The sequence below is a fragment of the Halobacillus sp. A1 genome (genome assembly GCF_024189295.1).
Lineage (GTDB): Bacteria > Bacillota > Bacilli > Bacillales > Halobacillaceae > Halobacillus_A.
Genome location: NZ_JAIZEN010000028.1, coordinates 14162 through 29882, shown reverse-complemented (window position 1 = coordinate 29882; position 15721 = coordinate 14162). Strand labels below are relative to the sequence as shown.

The window sequence follows — 15721 nt, the reverse complement described above, 5'->3', positions numbered from 1 at the left end:
TGAAGGAATAAGAGGACAAAACCCTCTTACTTACAACCAAAGAAGCCGCGTTGGACGATAAAATAGTCCAACGCGGCTTCCTTTTTTGATATATAACTCAAAAAGTTAGCAGTTCTTCAGTGGCCTCCATTTTGAGGCTGCTTTTTTATTTGCTATATTATCGGATACGCAGTTCACTGTCTGCATCAAAGAAATGAACTTTGTTCATATCAATGGCAAGCTCAATTTTATCTCCACCGTTCACATCAGAACGGGAATCAACACGAGCGATAAATTCTTGATCATGAATGCGGGAGTAAAGGTAGGATTCGGCACCCATCAATTCAGCAACTTCAATATCTGCTTTGATTTTCTTATCAGGATTGGCATCAATAAATAACTGCTCATCATGCATATCTTCTGGACGCACTCCAAGAATCACGTCTTTCCCGATATAATTTTGGTCACGAAGTGTTTTCAGTTTACCTTCAGGGATGGCGATATTGACGTCTCCGCCTAAGTTAACATGTCCTTCACTTAATGTGCCGTTAAAGAAGTTCATAGCAGGAGAACCAATGAATCCGCCTACAAATACGTTCTCTGGTTTATCGTAAACCTCTTTTGGAGCGCCAACTTGTTGAATGAGTCCATCTTTCATGACAACAAGACGAGTGGCCATGGTCATCGCTTCTGTTTGGTCGTGTGTTACATAAATGGTTGTTGTCTGCAGGCGCTGGTGAAGCTTTTGAATTTCAGCACGCATTTGCACACGTAGTTTGGCATCCAAGTTGGATAGAGGCTCATCCATCAAGAATACTTTCGCATCACGAACGATGGCGCGGCCTAGAGCAACACGCTGACGCTGACCACCTGATAGCGCTTTCGGTTTACGGTCTAATAAAGCTTCCAAACCAAGAATATTCGCTGCATTGTTTACACGCTGTTCAATTTCTTTTTTATCCATTTTGCGCAGCTTCAGTCCAAATGCCATATTATCGTAGACATTCATATGTGGGTATAGTGCGTAGTTCTGGAACACCATCGCTATATCACGGTCTTTAGGAGCTACATCGTTCATTCTTTTTTCATCAATCATAAAATCTCCACCCGAGATTTCTTCCAATCCAGCAATCATTCTAAGGGTGGTGGACTTTCCGCAACCAGAGGGACCTACAAAGACAACAAATTCTTTGTCTCCGATATGTAAATTGAAATCTTCAACCGCCTTCACCTTTTTATCATATACTTTTTCAATATTATTTAGCTTTAGCTCTGCCATTTAAAATTCCTCCTCGTGTGAAATCGCTTTCTTTTGTATGTTTATAGTGTAGCGAAGTTATGGAGGCTGGTAAATGGACAAAGTGCACAAAGAACCAAATTGGCTTTTGTGCACTGTGATTACGGGTTCAAGTAGATCAGCAATAAGTAGACGATAGCCGCCTTTTCAAATTGCTTGATATCAACACCAGTTTTATCGATGAATTTATCTACACGATATTGCAGTGAGTTACGATGCATAAACAAAAGCTTGGCAGCGAGCGAGGTATTGGAACCAGACTCAAGAAATACTCTAATGGTCCGAAGCAGTTCAATGTCCTCTTCCGCTTCGGATAAAATAGAATGCTGAAGTGATGCAAGGTCCTCTGCTGGGATTGCGTCAATAAACAAGTAGGGGGTGACATCATGGAAGTGAACTACTTCAGCTGGCTGATATTTTTTTGAAAGAACAGAACAACGACTAGCCCATTGAAATGCCCTGCGATATTGATTTATATCGTAGACCTCATCGCTGATGTAAAATTGAAGCTTTGTATAAAAATCACTCATTAAGATGTCGATCACCATTTCAAAAGAAATCGGCTCCTGGTCTTTCTTAAAGAATTCTTCGATAATGAAGCCTTCCTGACTGTTTTGCCATATTAGGGGCATTTCTTCAGGAAAGAGAGCTTGAAGGGCCTCTTGGAAATCGTCCGTGTCTAAACTTTGATCAGCTAGAGAAAAGAATACATAACGAATTTTATAAGGAATACTAGGTAAAATGAGATCCTCTGTATTACCTTCAAGATACTCTTTCCACACGCGTTCCTGATGAGAGAGTTTAAAGTCAGGAAATTCAAAAGGGGTCATGAATGCCGATAGAAGTCTGGCCTCTCGTTCGCTCATTTCCTCTTGTGCAATACCTATAATTTTATCTTCGCTGGTGCGAAAAAATTTGTAAGGATGAGAAGGGATGTGTGTGTGATCCTTTACTTCAATCAAGGATGGATAATTTTCTTTTAATTGATCAGTCAGTGACATAGAAAACTTCCTTTTTACAATGAAATTTATTAATATGATAATATAGATAAAAATAATCGGTTATCGTCAGTATACACGATATTTTGGTTCTAATTAAGTTAAGTAGGGGGCAATTAATATGACAGATATAAGAAATAAATATGAGTATCCGCAAGAAACGAAGAATCGTTTAAAAAGAATAGAGGGCCAAGTGCGCGGTGTTTTGAAAATGATGGAAGAAGATAAAGAATGTAAAGATGTCATCACGCAGTTATCGGCTGCCAGGTCAGCAATGGACCGTGCTATAGGCTATATTGTAGCGAAGAATTTAGAAACTTGCATCAAGGAAGCAGAAGAGCAAGGCGAATCTGCGGAAGAATTGATCAATGAAGCCGTTAATATGATTGTGAAAAGCCGATAATCAATAAAATTAGAAGATGCTGCTCAACTGAGCAGCATCTTTCTTTATTTTTCATCTTCTTCAGGAATAGGGTGAACTTCTCCAATTTGCTCATGCCCATAGGAAGACCGAGGGCGTCCCCCGGCCATTCCTTCATTGATCATGCGATCGACATCGAGCTCGAACCGATCTTTTCCTTCAGCGGATTCATTTCTTTTTTTATCCAACTCATCACCTCCGTGTCTCTATTGTCTCCCTCTTAATCCTCACGTATCCGAATAGTAAAGAAACATATTCTTTGTGCCCTATCATAAAATAATAGCAAGGGAGGCATAACTATGAGGGAAAAGAACTTTTTAAGGATGCTAGAGCGTGCCATTGAAAATGAGTGGGGGGCCAATGAGTTTTATCAAAGATTAAAAAAAGATGCACCAGATGAATCGTGCATGAATGACATTGAACTTGCAGAAGAAGATGAAGCCAAACATTATTACATGTTTCAACATCTTTATTACCAACTTACAGATTGTTATCACTCTTTTGATCCTGAATTCGTTGAATATAGTAATTTTGAACAAGGTGCGGACACGGCCAGACGCAAAACATTTGAAGCAATTGAAATGTATAGGGAAATGCTTTACATAATTCCCAGTCCAGATGCCTACCAGCCATTTTTCATCGCAATGACAGACGAAATGGAGCGTGCAAATCGTCTTGAGAAGATCTTAGTGAGATTATAAATAAACATAATCACGAGTGGGACCTTTGAGTGGGGCGCACTCTTTTTATTTTTGAGATCTGTTAAATTTCCGTGTTGATAATCATATAAGCTCCCTTATGTTGAAGACTCAGTTTCGAGGCTTTTAAATGATAAGATGGTATCTTTAGAAAACGGATCGCTATTCCACGCCGCCCTGATCCACTAACCCAATGTCTCGATTCCAAGTCTTCCACTATCCTGACATATTTTTGAATAACTCTTATAATTATTAACAACAACGTATGCTTAATAAAATGATAGGGTACTCATCTTAATTATATTTTAACAAGACGACTGGGTGGAGGCCTGGCGGATCGTCGCAGTTCTTATGGACACCGGGAAAAATAGTCTCTATTAAAAATCATTACTGAGTTTTAATAGAGGCTATTTTAAAAAATTCGTTTACTTTAAATTTTGATCGTCATCTCTAGTTGGCGAGTGAAGCATTATTGCTCTATAATTGGACTGAAGTTCATTGTTTGAAAAGAGGTAAATAATTTATGAATGCAATCGTACTAATCATTTTAATGATGGTCATCGGAGCGGCCATTGGCGGTGTTACGAATTCGTTAGCCATAAAAATGCTCTTTCGTCCTTATAAGGCCATATATATAGGTAAGTATAGACTTCCTTTTACGCCTGGATTAATTCCAAAAAGGCAGCCGGAATTAGCAAAGCAGCTAGGGAGAATGGTTGTTGAGCACCTTTTGACGGCAGAAGGATTAAAACGAAAAATAGAAGGACAGGAATTTCAGAATCAACTGACGAATTTCGCTCAACGAGAAGTTGAAAAAGCATTGAATCATGAGGCCACCCTCCAGGATTTATTTGAGAATTTAGAAATGAATATCGATACGCAGCACGTTGAAGAATCCATTTCGACTTGGATAGAAGATCGCTATGAGGAATTGATGGAAAAATATCGTGATCAAAAGCTTAAGGATCTTATAACTGATAAGTGGTCGGACAAGGCAGAGGCCGGAGCTGACCAACTCGCTGTTTATATTCAAGAGAAAGTGCACCTTTTCTTAGCGAGTCCGGAAGGTAAAGAAAAAGTAGGTGATCTAATTGATGATTATTTGAATAAACAGGGATTCCTGGGTAACATGATTCAATCTTTTATGGGATCAGAGCGAGTCATCGACCGAGTACATCCCGTCATTATTCGATATGTTACAGCAGGAGAAACGACGGACTGGCTGCAAACTATGCTACGCAGTGAATTGCATTCTGCGTTAAATCAGCGATTAAGCTATTTTGAGAACCAGGTAGGTAAACATACAATTACAAAAGGACTTGGACAAGCCGTTACAAAAACTATACCTATTGAAAAGTGGCTGAATACATCAATAGCTGAGTGGTCAAAGTCGTTTCAATCTCGGGTTATATTTGACGTGGTGCCTCTTCTCGTTCCTAAAGCCACTGTACTTATATCTTCCAGAATCGAAAAAATGATGGAATCGATGCACTTGTCTGAGATTGTCCAAGAAGAAGTCGATTCATTCAATGTTGGCCGTCTGGAAGAAATGGTGCTTGGAATTTCAAAGAGAGAATTTAAAATGATCACATATCTAGGGGCATTATTAGGTGGGATGATTGGGATTTTTCAAGGAATTCTAGTGCTTTTATTCGGATAACCACCTATTCCTATACATGGCTTAACATGTTTGTTATAGTGAGGAAGGAATTCGAAACTTATTAACGTAGGAGGTTCAAATCATTTATGTCTAATATTTATGATCACGCATATGAACTAGAAAAAGCAATTCGCAATAGCGAGGAATTCAACGGTTTAAAAGACGCTTATGAAGCGGTAATGAATGACGAAGCTGCGAAGAAAATGTTCGAAGATTTCCGTCAGACTCAAATCACTCTTCAGCAAAAACAAATGCAAGGTGAAGAGATTTCAGAGGAAGAAGTTGAGCAGGCACGTCAAGTTGTCGAACTTGTTCAGCAGCACCCTCAAATTTCTAAACTTATGGAAGAAGAGCAGCGTCTTAACACTGTAATCAATGACGTAAGTAAAATTATCACAAAGCCTCTTGAAGAGCTTTATGGTAATCCTGAAGAACCACAACAATAAGAAACAATCTTTAAAGAGCCACCTGAAATGGGTGGCTTTTTTTTGTGAAATTTTTGTAAAAAAAGCAAGGGATTTGAAGCGTCGTGGCGAACTATTAATATAGGGACACTACTGTCGAGGGGGATACTCATGAATTATTTTAAGGTAGAGAAGAAAGATTCCATTACTTTTTTAAAACTGGACCGCGGAGAAAAATACAATGCTTTACATGTACAGATGCTGCGGGAATTTGCTGATATCGTTGAGAACGTGAAAAATGATGAAGATACCCAGATCGTCGTTTTATCGGGTGCGGGCGGTGGCTTCTGTGCAGGCGGAGACGTCACAATGATGAAGGAAGTTAGTGATCCAGAAGTTTATGATCAAGTCATGAACGATATTGAACGAATAGTAACTGGCTTCTATTCCATGCCTAAAATTATTCTTGCTGCCTTGCACGGTCCTGTAGTCGGTTTAGGTTTAAGCATCGCCCTGTCTGCTGATTATTTAATAGCTGAAGCAAATGCGAAGCTATCTATGAATTTTATCGGAATCGGTCTTGCACCTGATGGCGGCGGTCATTTCTTTTTAGAAAAGCGATTAGGTACCCACCGAGCCAAACAGTTTGCCTGGCAGGGAGAGAACTTACAGGCTGAAGAAGCATATGACCATCAATTGATCGATTCAGTTTATGAAAAGGATATTCAACGGGAAGCAGAAAAGCTTGCTGAAAAATGGACCGAGAGACCTTTGCAATCCATGATAGCCTCAAAAAAAATCTATCACCAATACGGTATGGATCAGCTTTTGCAATATTTAGCAAAAGAAAGGCGGTCGCAGTGGAAATTAAGGCAGACTTCCGATCATAAAGAAGGAGTGCAAGCATTTTTAGAGAAACGTGAACCTGAATTCAAAGGAAAATAAGCAAAAAGTCGCGTGTCTCACGCGACTTTTTATGTGATTACCTATGGAACAATACAAGGTGACCTTCAGGTGCGGCACAGCGATGGGTATATTCTGAAAATCCTTTATCTTCCAGAGTGTCTTGGCCGATTCGTTTAGCCTCTTTATCATCATTGGCCTCAAATACTTCATCAAGTACATTCGTTCCGTCCTTCTCAAAAACGGTAAGATAATATTTCCTCATTAAAAGTACCTCCTAGGTGAATGGTGACTCATTTTATATATTAGGCATAAACCGCCGGAATTCCTGCTAAATCATAAAAATAAATGAAACAAAACCAAATTGAATACGTATGTATAACTGGTAAAAGGGGGATTAAGTAATGACTTTGAAATTACATAATGTTACGAAAAAGTTCGGCTCCTTTACAGCTGTCGATCATCTTTCGTTAGAAATTCCAGAAAAACAAATATTTGGTTTTCTAGGGGCTAATGGAGCTGGCAAAACTACAACATTTCGTATGATTCTAGGATTGATTCAAGAAAGTTCAGGAGATATCACATGGAACGAAGGTGGAATCGGTTACGATAAAAGTCATTTGATCGGATATTTACCTGAAGAGCGAGGATTATATCCTAAAATGAAAGTACAGGATCAGCTCGTCTATTTAGCTCGTTTAAGAGGAATGAATAGTAAGGAAGCCTTACATGAGATTGAGCAATGGCTCGAGAAGTTTAAAGTACCAGATTATAAATCAAAAAAAGTAGAGGACTTGTCTAAAGGGAACCAGCAGAAAATTCAATTTATCTCTGCCGTACTTCACAAACCAAAATTACTTATTCTAGATGAACCTTTCTCTGGTTTGGACCCAGTCAATGTGGAAATGCTGAAGAAAGCTGTAGTTGAATTGAAAGAGGCGGGCACTTCCATCGTTTTTTCATCCCATAGAATGGAGCACGTTGAAGAACTTTGCGAGCATTTATGCATTCTTCATCATGGAAAACCAGTCGTCCATGGCAGGCTGAAGGATATCAAGCGCTCATTCGGTAAGAAAAATGTAAGAGTCCGCACTGATTTTGATTTAGCATTTCTTAAAGACCTTCCAGGTGTGACAAAATATAAAAGTTTAGGAGACAGCTGCGAGTTACAAGTGGAAAATGAACATGTATCCCAAACCATCCTCAGCGAGCTTCACGGAAAAGGTTTTATTCGCACATTTGATTTGGAAGAACCATCATTGAACGACATCTTTATCGAGAAGGTGGGGAATTCCTTTGAATAAGTTTTTTATAATGGTCGGGCAAACATTTAAGTCGCGGGTTAAATCGAAATCTTTTTTCATCACTACTCTCGTTACACTAGCTCTGATTTTTTTAATAACAAATATCCAGACTATCATTGAGATGTTCGATGATGATGAAGAGGGTGCGGGTACTTCTGAAATAGCTGTTGTAAGTGATGAAGAAAGCTGGGCTATACTTCTCGGAGAAACTTTATCGAGCCAAGAGGGGCTTTCAGTAGAAGTCAATGAAGTTAATTCAGATGAAGCAAGGGAAGCTGTCGAAGAAGGCACCTACGATTCGGCCATATCCCTTGATTCTGGAGAAGATGGGTTGCCTGTTGCCACTCAATATACAGGAGAAGACTCATCTCTTGCAGAAGCGGAAATGATGCAGCAAAGTTTACAGCAAGTAAAAATAGCGATTGCCGCCGAAGAAGCTGAAGTTGACAAGGCAACATTGCAAGCGATTAACACTCCTATTCCATTCGAAACTGTTTCTGTGGGAGAAGAAAGCGGTGCTAAATCATCAGAGGAAATGGCACAGACCCGTGGGTTGGTCTACGTTATGCTGTTTTTGCTGTACCTATCAGTCATGCTTTATGGAAGCATGATAGCTACCGAAGTTGCAACGGAAAAATCTAGCCGTGTTATGGAAATCCTCATTTCCAGCGTATCGCCTGTTTCACAAATGTTTGCTAAAATAACAGGCATTGCTCTGCTGGGACTTCTACAGTTTTCATTGATCCTAGGAGTAGGGTACTTAGGCGTCCAGCAGAATTCAGGAGAGGGTTCGTTTCTAAATGAATTCGGTTTAGGCGACATTCAATTAAGTGTAATTGCTTACGGTGTTTTATTTTTTATTTTAGGTTATTTATTGTATGCTACTTTGGCGGCAACATTAGGCTCGCTGGTCAGTCGCTTAGAGGACGCCCAGCAGATGATATCGCCTATGATTTATCTTATCATTATCGCTTTTTTCATCTCAGTGTTCGGTTTAAATGCTCCTGACTCTACGTTCATTACGGTTACATCCTATATACCATTCTTCTCACCGCTCATCATGTTCTTAAGGGTGGGTATGCTTGATATTCCGCTGTGGGAAGTCATTTTATCTGTAGGCTTTCTCGTAGCCGCTATCATAGTATTGGCAATGATAGGAGCCCGTGTATATAAAGGCGGGGTTCTAATGTACGGCAAATCTACATCCTTAAAAGATGTCAAAAGAGCATTTCAACTATCTAAAAAGGAGAATTAATAATGGACCCTCACTTTCTAATTGAAAGTGGGGTTTTTAATTAAAAAAGGAATATTGTTCATGAATACCCACGTCATAACGTTTCGGTGAATTTATATACTCTTTGAAGAGCGATTCACTCCGTCGTTTTGCTTATGCGTACGGTCCTGAACACTCGCTTCCGCTTTTCTTACTTCGAACGTGCATTCGTACTTTTTGTTTGCTAAACTAGAATAAAAATCTTGGGAGGTATTTTATGGCGGGTTTACGTTTTATACATAGTGCAGATTTACATTTGGATAGTCCTTTTAAGAGTAAAAGTCATCTCCCAGATCGTTTGAAGGAACAGATTCGGGCTTCTACTTTTGAAGCTTTTGAACGCCTGGTAGATGAAGCGGTTCATTTTCAGGTGGACTTTGTTATTTTGGCTGGAGATTTATTTAATGAAGAAACGAGGAGCTTAAAGGCTCAGGTTAAGCTGAGGGAAGGTTTTGAGCGGTTGCATCTTCATAATATTCAAGTATACGTGAGCTATGGAAATCATGATTTCATTGAGGGAGCTCATTACCCGATCACTTACCCTGCAAACGTACATGTTTTTATGGAGGAAGAAGTTACCTCTTTTCCTTACTGGCGTGATGGGGATCATGTGGCTAATATTTATGGCTTCAGCTATAAAAAAAGGGCTGTACATGATAAAAAAGTGCGTGAGTTTAAAAAAACGGGTGAGCCGGATTTTCATATTGCTATGCTGCATGGAAGTTTAGAAACTCAAACGGAGCATGATGTATATGCACCATTTTCTCTTAACGACCTGTTGGAACAGGGAATGGATTATTGGGGACTGGGCCATATTCATAAGCGGCAGCAGCTTTCTGTGCATCCTCCTGTTTTTTATTCGGGCAACATTCAGGGGCGGTCTAGGAAGGAGAGCGGAGAAAAGGGCTGTTATGTAGTGGAATGGAGAGGCACTCAATTCGATAATACGTTTGTTCCTCTTCATAGTTTTACATATGAAGAAGTAACTCAGGCTGCCTATAATATTGAGTATCCAGAGGCTATAGAACATTTGCTTGAAGAGGCAAAGCAGTCAGTTAAGTCTGAGCAGCCAGTATTATTAACAGTTACATTAAAAGGTCACGAAGGCAGGCTTATGAAATGGAAGTCTGAAGGGATATTATCGGAATGGATAGACCTTGTAAATGAAAGAGAGAACTTGGAATATGGGTGGATATGGATAGACCAGATTTTCATAGAGGACGAACCCGCGTGGAATGAGGAGGAGTTGAAAGCCAGTTCTCAGTTTGCTGGAGAATTTTTAAATAACCTGGACAGCCTCAGCAGCCTAGAATGGGAAGCTGCCATTGCACCTTTATATAAACATCGGCGTGCAGGAAAGCAGCTGGAAGAGATAACAGACGAGGAACGTGAAGAAATTAAGCAAGCTGCCAAACAGCTAGTGATGCAGCAATTATTTAGTGGAAGGGAAAGTGGCTTATGAAAATCAATTCCTTCCATATTTTCGCCTTCGGAAAATGGAAAAATTATTCTCTGAACCTTGGCGAGCAAAAGATGACGATCATATCAGGAAACAATGAGGCAGGCAAATCTACTATTCAGCAATTTTTATTATTTATTTTATTTGGTCTGCCTCCAAAAAAAAGAGAGTTTTACCGGCCGAAGACGGGCGGCTCGATTGGAGGCAGACTCGTTGTTGAAACTACTGAATTTGGGGAGATCACAATTGAAAGAATAAGTGATCGTCGTCAATCCCAGGCTATTTGCCGGCTCGCTGATGGAGAAGAGTATGAAGAAGAATTCCTTAAGCATTTGATTGGTGGTATGTCTAAAGCTGTGTATCAATCGATCTACAGCTTTAATGCTGAAGATTTAAGTGGATTGCATCAGGTCACTGGGGAAGAACTTGGAGAAGTACTCTTAAATGTAGGGTTGACTGGGTCTGATCAAATTTATCATACGAAAAAAACATTAGAAAAAAGATTAGATGATTTGTTCAAGCCAAAAGGCCGGAACCCTTTCCTTAATCAAGAATTACAGCGTCTCGAAAAGCTGGAGAAGAAGCAATCAGATATTAGGCAGGAAGTGGGAGACTACAGGAGAGTTGTTGAAAAAATTGATCATCTTGAGAATGAAATCGTGGAGCTTGAGCTCCAAGTTAACGAAGCAAGAAGTCATTATTATACACTTGTTCAAATTAATAAAGCTATTCCGGTTATCCAGGAGTATCATGAGCTAAAGGTTACGGGAGAACCAGGTTCTTTGATGTCCTTCCCTGATGATGCCGGCAGCAAAATGCGTCATCTGCAGGAAAACCTCCTGCCTTTGGAAAATGAGCAATTGAGGATAGAGGCTGATCTTAAGGACAAAAACGAACGTTTTCAAATTAATCAAAAGAATGAAGTAGAGTTTGATGAGAAAGAAGTGCGGCGTTTAATAAGTAAAATCAGTACGTATGAACAAGCTGTCCATGATAGGAACAGGTTAAAAAAACAGCTGGAGCAAAACAGAACTGAAATGAAGCATGAACTTGAAAATTTAGACATTCCTATTGAAGAAGAACGTTTATACGAGTATGAATTTCCTTTTTACGTTGAGGAAACGTGGCGGGGACTGCGTGAACAGGAACAAATCATTGTACAGGAGGAAAAACAGCTGGAAGAAGAGAACAATTCTCTTCAATTACAAAAGAAGCAAACAGAGCAGCAAATCAATGATTTAAATGAACAGAGTATCAGTGATGAAGAAGCGGCAGCGAACTCTGAACTTATTGATTTTTATATTCATTCTAATACCAATAAGAACTCCAATGCCCCTCAAGACAGAACATCTGCATATTTGTTTGGACTTATTATATTAGGCGGAATCATGATTTCTTATATGACTTCAAGTTTCTGGCCAATAGGATTGGCTATATTTATAAGTGCAGGAATGATTTTTTTCAAAAAAGAATCTTCTTCTAAAGAGGGTCTACAATCCATGCAGGTCAGCAAAGACGATTATATGCATGCTAAGCAGCAGCTTCAATTGTACGAACAAACTAAAGGGGAGCTTGCATACTTAAGTGAGCACCTAAAGGAAATAGTACAGAAGGAACTGCGTTTAGATGAACAATTCCGTACCTTACTTAACAGAAAAGAACGTTTCAATCACTTGGTAAATGAACAATACAGGAGCTATCCTTTTCTGGAATCATTAAAATTGCTTCACTGGGAAAAGCTTTATCATCTCTTGAAAAGGGTAAAAGATAAACAGAAAGTTATCGAAGAAAGGTCCAATGAAATAATAGAGTTAGATGAACAGATAAAAAATATAGAAGACGATGTTTACAAGTTTTCTGAACAGATGAAATGGGACGACTCAGACCAAACTGTCAGTGAAAAATTGATAGGGATCAGAGATTTTTTTCATTCGCAAATGAATGTAAGAGAAAATAATGAACAATTACATCGGGAGGTTTATCTGCTGAACAAGCAGTCGGAAAGGATTAAACAGGAAATTGCTCCGCTATTCGAGGATAAACAGAAGCTTTTAGAAGCGTCTGCCTCTATAAACGTCGATCAATTTTACGAAAAGCTTGAAGCATATGAACAACTTAAGTATAAACAGAAAAGGTTTAATAATGTGCGGGATCAAATCAATCTGATGCTAAATGAGAAAGAACAGAGGGACTTTAAAATTTGGTCAACGTTACCTAATGAAGCCCATCTCAAATTTCAGCTTCAAGAAAAAGAACAGGAGATTGACTACCTGTTAAAAAATCAAAAAGAAATACAGCAAAAAAAGGCTGACTTACACTTTCAAATGAAACAATTAGAAGGATCTGATCAATTATCGTTATTAAATCATCAATATGAATTGAATCGGTCTCAATTTAATGAACATGCAAAAGAATGGGCGGCTTACAAAATTGCGTCAGAAGTTCTCGAACGCACCAAAGAAAAGTATCAGAACCAATATTTACCGCGTGTCCTGCTTACAGCTCAGAGCTATTTTAACAGGTTGACGTTAGGTAAATATGTTTCTTTGTCTGTAAAGCGTGATGAAAACCGCATAATAGTAGAGGATTATGGAGGTTTTCAATATTCTACTGAGGAACTTTCAAGAGGGACTGCTGATCAGCTTTATGTTTCTTTACGTCTCGCTTTGGCTCAAACATTATCCGAAGAGCTGAAAGTTCCATTTATCGTTGATGACGCATTTGTGAATTTTGATGAAGCCCGACTGTCAGTTATGCTGGAGATCTTAAGTGAACTTTCACGAGGAACCCAAGTATTTCTATTCACCTGGCGTGGTGATATAGGGAATCGTCTGGATGGGAATAGGACGGAAACTTTTCATCTGCCTCTTGAGAGTTAATAAAATTCAACCATACTTTTTTACACAGAGGAGGGGAAGTATATGAAAAAAGGAATTGCCAATTATCAGATTGGAGATACATTTGACTACTTTTTATTTATAAAAACTTCAAGTAAAGGTGTTGCAAGTAACGGGAAAGCCTTCTTATCTTTATTGATGAAAGACACTACCGGGGAAATTGATTCAAAGCTTTGGGAAGCAACGAAAGAGGATGAAGAACTTTTTCAGCAAGGGGAGCTTGTGAAAGTACAAGGGGAAGTGGGGCAATTCCGAAACCGCCCTCAGCTGAAAATTCAAAGCATACGTCCAGTCCAGCCAACAGACGGGGTCCAAATATCAGATTTTATTGAAAAAGCGCCAGTAGAGAAAGAAGATTTGATGGAGAGAATAACTGAAGCGATTTTTGAGATGAAAAATCCAAATATTCAAAGGATCACTCGCCATCTTGTGAAAAAGTATCAGGAAGAACTGCTCATATACCCGGCAGCCGTAAGGAATCACCATGAATACGTATCAGGGTTAGCCCATCATATCGTCTCCATGTTGAATATTGCTCAACAGTTAAAAAAATTGTATCCTGAGATCAATCAGGATTTGTTATATGCAGGCGTGATCCTTCATGATCTTGGTAAATTGAAGGAATTATCGAATGCTTCTTCCCCAGCCTACACATTAGAGGGTAAATTAATAGGTCACATATCAATTATGGTGGAGGAGGTCCAAGCAGCAGCTAAGGAGCTTCAAATCGAAGGAGAGGAAGTGACGATTCTGCAGCATATGGTATTGAGCCACCATGGTAAAGCAGAATGGGGGAGTCCTAAACCCCCACTCATTCGGGAAGCCGAGCTTCTCCATCACATCGATATGATAGATGCGCAGATGAATATGCTGAACCGCTCCTTGAGCAAGGTCGCTCCAGGAGAATTTACGGACAGAATTTATGCTTTGGATCAACGTTCCTTTTATAAACCAACCTTTGAAAATTAATTTGAGGCATATGCTAAAAGCCTTGTTCATAAACTAATTGTAAAGAAGTGGACAAGGAGGATAAACATGATCTTTGGACTTCCGATTTGGGTGTTCGTATGTATTTTATTCATATTTCTAAGTGGCTATATGGCGTACCGTGCGATGAGGGCTGAACAGCAGATAGAACAACAGTTTATAGAAAAAGAGGGTAGAGTATATTTGACCCGCATTGAAGAAGAGAAAGAAAAGCGTAAAAGCACAACAGACCTTAGACAAAAAGCAAGGTAGACATACGCTGTCTACCTTGCTTCTATTTGTAATAAATTATTCTTCTGTCGATTCTTCTTCGTCAGCAGGTTCTTCTTCAACTGGTTCTTCAACTTCAGGCTGTTCAAATAGATCTTCGTACTCTTCTATTTTCACATCAATCTCCGCTTCTTCCATCAATTGATCCAATTGAGCTTGTAGCTCTTCTTGATCAACTTTTTGACTGACTAGAGTCCGCTTGATTTCATCTTTAGAGTCCTCATATGATTTCACATCTTCCACTTCGCGTTTATCAGTGACTTTAATGATGTGGTAACCAAATTGCGTTTCTACAGGGTCGGAGACTTGATCTACTTCTAACCCATATGCAGCGTCTTCAAAGTCAGGATCCATCGCTCCAGGTCCGAAAAAGCCTAGTTCTCCACCTTGCTCAGCTGAACCGTCTGTAGAATATTCACTGGCTAAATCTTCGAAGCTTTCCCCATTATCTAATTTATCTTTCACTTCATTCGCTGTTTCTTCATCTTCGACTAAAATGTGGCTCGCTTCAACTTCGTTTTTCATACGCTCATAATATGCTTCCATTTCTTCTTCTTTAATATCAACGTTTTCAGCAGCTGCTTGTTCCTGTAATAAGCTTAAACGAATGGTTTCTTTAAATTCATCTTCATCAGCAAAACCGCTTTGTTGAAGGACCATATCGAATTGGTCGCCATATTGTTCTTTTAGGCCATCAAGTTCTTTTTCAACTTCTTCATCAGAGATTTCATAGTTTTCTCCTAGTACTTCATTCATAACGAGCTGTTGCAACACTTGCTCACCGGATGTCTTTTTTAATTCCTCATAAAACTCTTCTTTAGTAATTTCTCCACCGCTCGTTTCCACTACAGCTTCCGAATCTCCTTCTGAAGAACAAGCAGATAGTGTAAGTAGGCCTGCAGCAAGTAGGGTGATCACAATTCTTTTTCTCATTTTCTCGTACACTCCTCAGACATGTTGTGATTGCTAGCGGATTTTCACCCTCACTCAGTTTTATTAAGTAAGAAAGCGGGAGTTTGTCCAACTAACCAATAATGTTGAAAATCACACTAATATGGAAAGTTAACTGAAAGTCCAATAACTAATATAACATATTTTGGCTTACAAGTTCTATATGTACTAAAAAAATAGGAAAAAGGATAGGTTGATGCCCATTCAGTTTTTTTAATGG

The 15721-nt window shown here is 39.2% G+C and carries 16 protein-coding genes; 11 read left to right on the top strand and 5 right to left on the bottom strand.

The window, feature by feature from the left end; all coding sequences use genetic code 11:
- Nucleotides 1-157 precede the first annotated feature (157 nt).
- Nucleotides 158-1258 carry an ABC transporter ATP-binding protein gene (locus tag LF817_RS18265; protein WP_253937248.1) on the bottom strand — a complete coding sequence of 367 codons (1101 nt, stop codon included), beginning with the start codon at nucleotides 1256-1258 and terminating at the stop codon, nucleotides 158-160.
- A gap of 119 nt (nucleotides 1259-1377) precedes the next feature.
- Complete coding sequence (locus LF817_RS18260; protein ID WP_253937247.1) at nucleotides 1378-2277, bottom strand: PucR family transcriptional regulator; 900 nt, start codon at nucleotides 2275-2277, stop codon at nucleotides 1378-1380.
- 118 nt (nucleotides 2278-2395) lie between these two features.
- On the opposite strand from LF817_RS18260, the gene LF817_RS18255 reads away from it, so the two are divergent.
- A complete protein-coding gene (locus LF817_RS18255) occupies nucleotides 2396-2677 on the top strand; it encodes a metal-sensitive transcriptional regulator (RefSeq protein ID WP_253937246.1) in 282 nt (93 codons plus the stop codon).
- 44 nt (nucleotides 2678-2721) lie between these two features.
- On the opposite strand, the gene LF817_RS18250 is transcribed toward LF817_RS18255, so the two are convergent.
- On the bottom strand, nucleotides 2722-2883 hold the full coding sequence (locus LF817_RS18250) for a hypothetical protein (RefSeq protein WP_253937245.1): 162 nt from the start codon (nucleotides 2881-2883) through the stop codon (nucleotides 2722-2724).
- Nucleotides 2884-2994: 111 nt separating this feature from the next.
- Between LF817_RS18250 and LF817_RS18245 the strand changes: the two genes are divergently transcribed.
- From LF817_RS18245 to LF817_RS18230, 4 genes are all read left to right on the top strand, one after another.
- On the top strand, nucleotides 2995-3396 hold the full coding sequence (locus LF817_RS18245; RefSeq protein WP_253937244.1) for a ferritin-like domain-containing protein: 402 nt from the start codon (nucleotides 2995-2997) through the stop codon (nucleotides 3394-3396).
- A 520-nt stretch (nucleotides 3397-3916) separates the two neighbouring features.
- On the top strand, nucleotides 3917-5053 hold the full coding sequence (locus tag LF817_RS18240) for a DUF445 domain-containing protein (protein ID WP_253937243.1): 1137 nt from the start codon (nucleotides 3917-3919) through the stop codon (nucleotides 5051-5053).
- An 86-nt stretch (nucleotides 5054-5139) separates the two neighbouring features.
- A complete protein-coding gene (locus LF817_RS18235) occupies nucleotides 5140-5499 on the top strand; it encodes a YlbF/YmcA family competence regulator (protein WP_253937242.1) in 360 nt (119 codons plus the stop codon).
- A 129-nt stretch (nucleotides 5500-5628) separates the two neighbouring features.
- A complete protein-coding gene (locus tag LF817_RS18230) occupies nucleotides 5629-6402 on the top strand; it encodes an enoyl-CoA hydratase (RefSeq protein ID WP_253937241.1) in 774 nt (257 codons plus the stop codon).
- A 37-nt stretch (nucleotides 6403-6439) separates the two neighbouring features.
- Here the strand turns inward: LF817_RS18230 and LF817_RS18225 are convergent, their stop codons facing one another.
- Entirely contained in the window at nucleotides 6440-6625 is a 186-nt protein-coding gene (locus LF817_RS18225; RefSeq protein ID WP_253937240.1) for a YhzD family protein, read from the bottom strand.
- A 139-nt stretch (nucleotides 6626-6764) separates the two neighbouring features.
- On the opposite strand from LF817_RS18225, the gene LF817_RS18220 reads away from it, so the two are divergent.
- The 6 genes from LF817_RS18220 to LF817_RS18195 all read left to right on the top strand — a co-directional run bounded on the left by LF817_RS18220 (nucleotide 6765) and on the right by LF817_RS18195 (nucleotide 14532).
- Nucleotides 6765-7664: an ABC transporter ATP-binding protein gene (locus LF817_RS18220; protein WP_253937239.1), complete on the top strand. Its 900-nt coding sequence runs from the start codon at nucleotides 6765-6767 to the stop codon at nucleotides 7662-7664.
- On the top strand, nucleotides 7657-8919 hold the full coding sequence (locus LF817_RS18215) for an ABC transporter permease (protein ID WP_253937238.1): 1263 nt from the start codon (nucleotides 7657-7659) through the stop codon (nucleotides 8917-8919). The genes LF817_RS18220 and LF817_RS18215 overlap by 8 nt, the downstream gene beginning before the upstream one ends.
- Nucleotides 8920-9154: 235 nt before the next feature.
- Complete coding sequence (locus tag LF817_RS18210) at nucleotides 9155-10399, top strand: metallophosphoesterase family protein (protein ID WP_253937237.1); 1245 nt, start codon at nucleotides 9155-9157, stop codon at nucleotides 10397-10399.
- The gene (locus LF817_RS18205; protein ID WP_253937236.1) at nucleotides 10396-13275 is read left to right on the top strand and encodes an ATP-binding protein; all 2880 of its coding nucleotides are present in this window, start codon (nucleotides 10396-10398) and stop codon (nucleotides 13273-13275) included. Before LF817_RS18210 ends, LF817_RS18205 begins: the two co-directional genes overlap by 4 nt.
- Nucleotides 13276-13317: 42 nt before the next feature.
- Complete coding sequence (gene yhaM, locus LF817_RS18200) at nucleotides 13318-14262, top strand: 3'-5' exoribonuclease YhaM (protein ID WP_253937235.1); 945 nt, start codon at nucleotides 13318-13320, stop codon at nucleotides 14260-14262.
- A 66-nt stretch (nucleotides 14263-14328) separates the two neighbouring features.
- Nucleotides 14329-14532: a sporulation YhaL family protein gene (locus tag LF817_RS18195; protein WP_256558369.1), complete on the top strand. Its 204-nt coding sequence runs from the start codon at nucleotides 14329-14331 to the stop codon at nucleotides 14530-14532.
- Between the two features lie 36 nt (nucleotides 14533-14568).
- On the opposite strand, the gene LF817_RS18190 is transcribed toward LF817_RS18195, so the two are convergent.
- Nucleotides 14569-15483, bottom strand: a complete 915-nt coding sequence (locus LF817_RS18190; RefSeq protein ID WP_253937234.1) for a peptidylprolyl isomerase — start codon at nucleotides 15481-15483, stop codon at nucleotides 14569-14571.
- Nucleotides 15484-15721: the final 238 nt, after the last annotated feature.

Bases quoted from the DNA above. Each gene is read 5' to 3' on its own strand.
- LF817_RS18210 (WP_253937237.1), top strand. From the start codon at position 9,155: ATGGCGGGTTTACGTTTTATACATAGTGCAGATTTACATTTGGATAGT.
- LF817_RS18190 (WP_253937234.1), bottom strand. From the start codon at position 15,483: ATGAGAAAAAGAATTGTGATCACCCTACTTGCTGCAGGCCTACTTACA.
- LF817_RS18195 (WP_256558369.1), top strand. From the start codon at position 14,329: ATGATCTTTGGACTTCCGATTTGGGTGTTCGTATGTATTTTATTCATA.
- LF817_RS18225 (WP_253937240.1), bottom strand. From the start codon at position 6,625: ATGAGGAAATATTATCTTACCGTTTTTGAGAAGGACGGAACGAATGTA.
- LF817_RS18235 (WP_253937242.1), top strand. From the start codon at position 5,140: ATGTCTAATATTTATGATCACGCATATGAACTAGAAAAAGCAATTCGC.
- LF817_RS18240 (WP_253937243.1), top strand. From the start codon at position 3,917: ATGAATGCAATCGTACTAATCATTTTAATGATGGTCATCGGAGCGGCC.
- LF817_RS18230 (WP_253937241.1), top strand. From the start codon at position 5,629: ATGAATTATTTTAAGGTAGAGAAGAAAGATTCCATTACTTTTTTAAAA.
- LF817_RS18255 (WP_253937246.1), top strand. From the start codon at position 2,396: ATGACAGATATAAGAAATAAATATGAGTATCCGCAAGAAACGAAGAAT.
- LF817_RS18260 (WP_253937247.1), bottom strand. From the start codon at position 2,277: ATGTCACTGACTGATCAATTAAAAGAAAATTATCCATCCTTGATTGAA.
- LF817_RS18265 (WP_253937248.1), bottom strand. From the start codon at position 1,258: ATGGCAGAGCTAAAGCTAAATAATATTGAAAAAGTATATGATAAAAAG.
- yhaM (WP_253937235.1), top strand. From the start codon at position 13,318: ATGAAAAAAGGAATTGCCAATTATCAGATTGGAGATACATTTGACTAC.
- LF817_RS18220 (WP_253937239.1), top strand. From the start codon at position 6,765: ATGACTTTGAAATTACATAATGTTACGAAAAAGTTCGGCTCCTTTACA.
- LF817_RS18245 (WP_253937244.1), top strand. From the start codon at position 2,995: ATGAGGGAAAAGAACTTTTTAAGGATGCTAGAGCGTGCCATTGAAAAT.
- LF817_RS18205 (WP_253937236.1), top strand. From the start codon at position 10,396: ATGAAAATCAATTCCTTCCATATTTTCGCCTTCGGAAAATGGAAAAAT.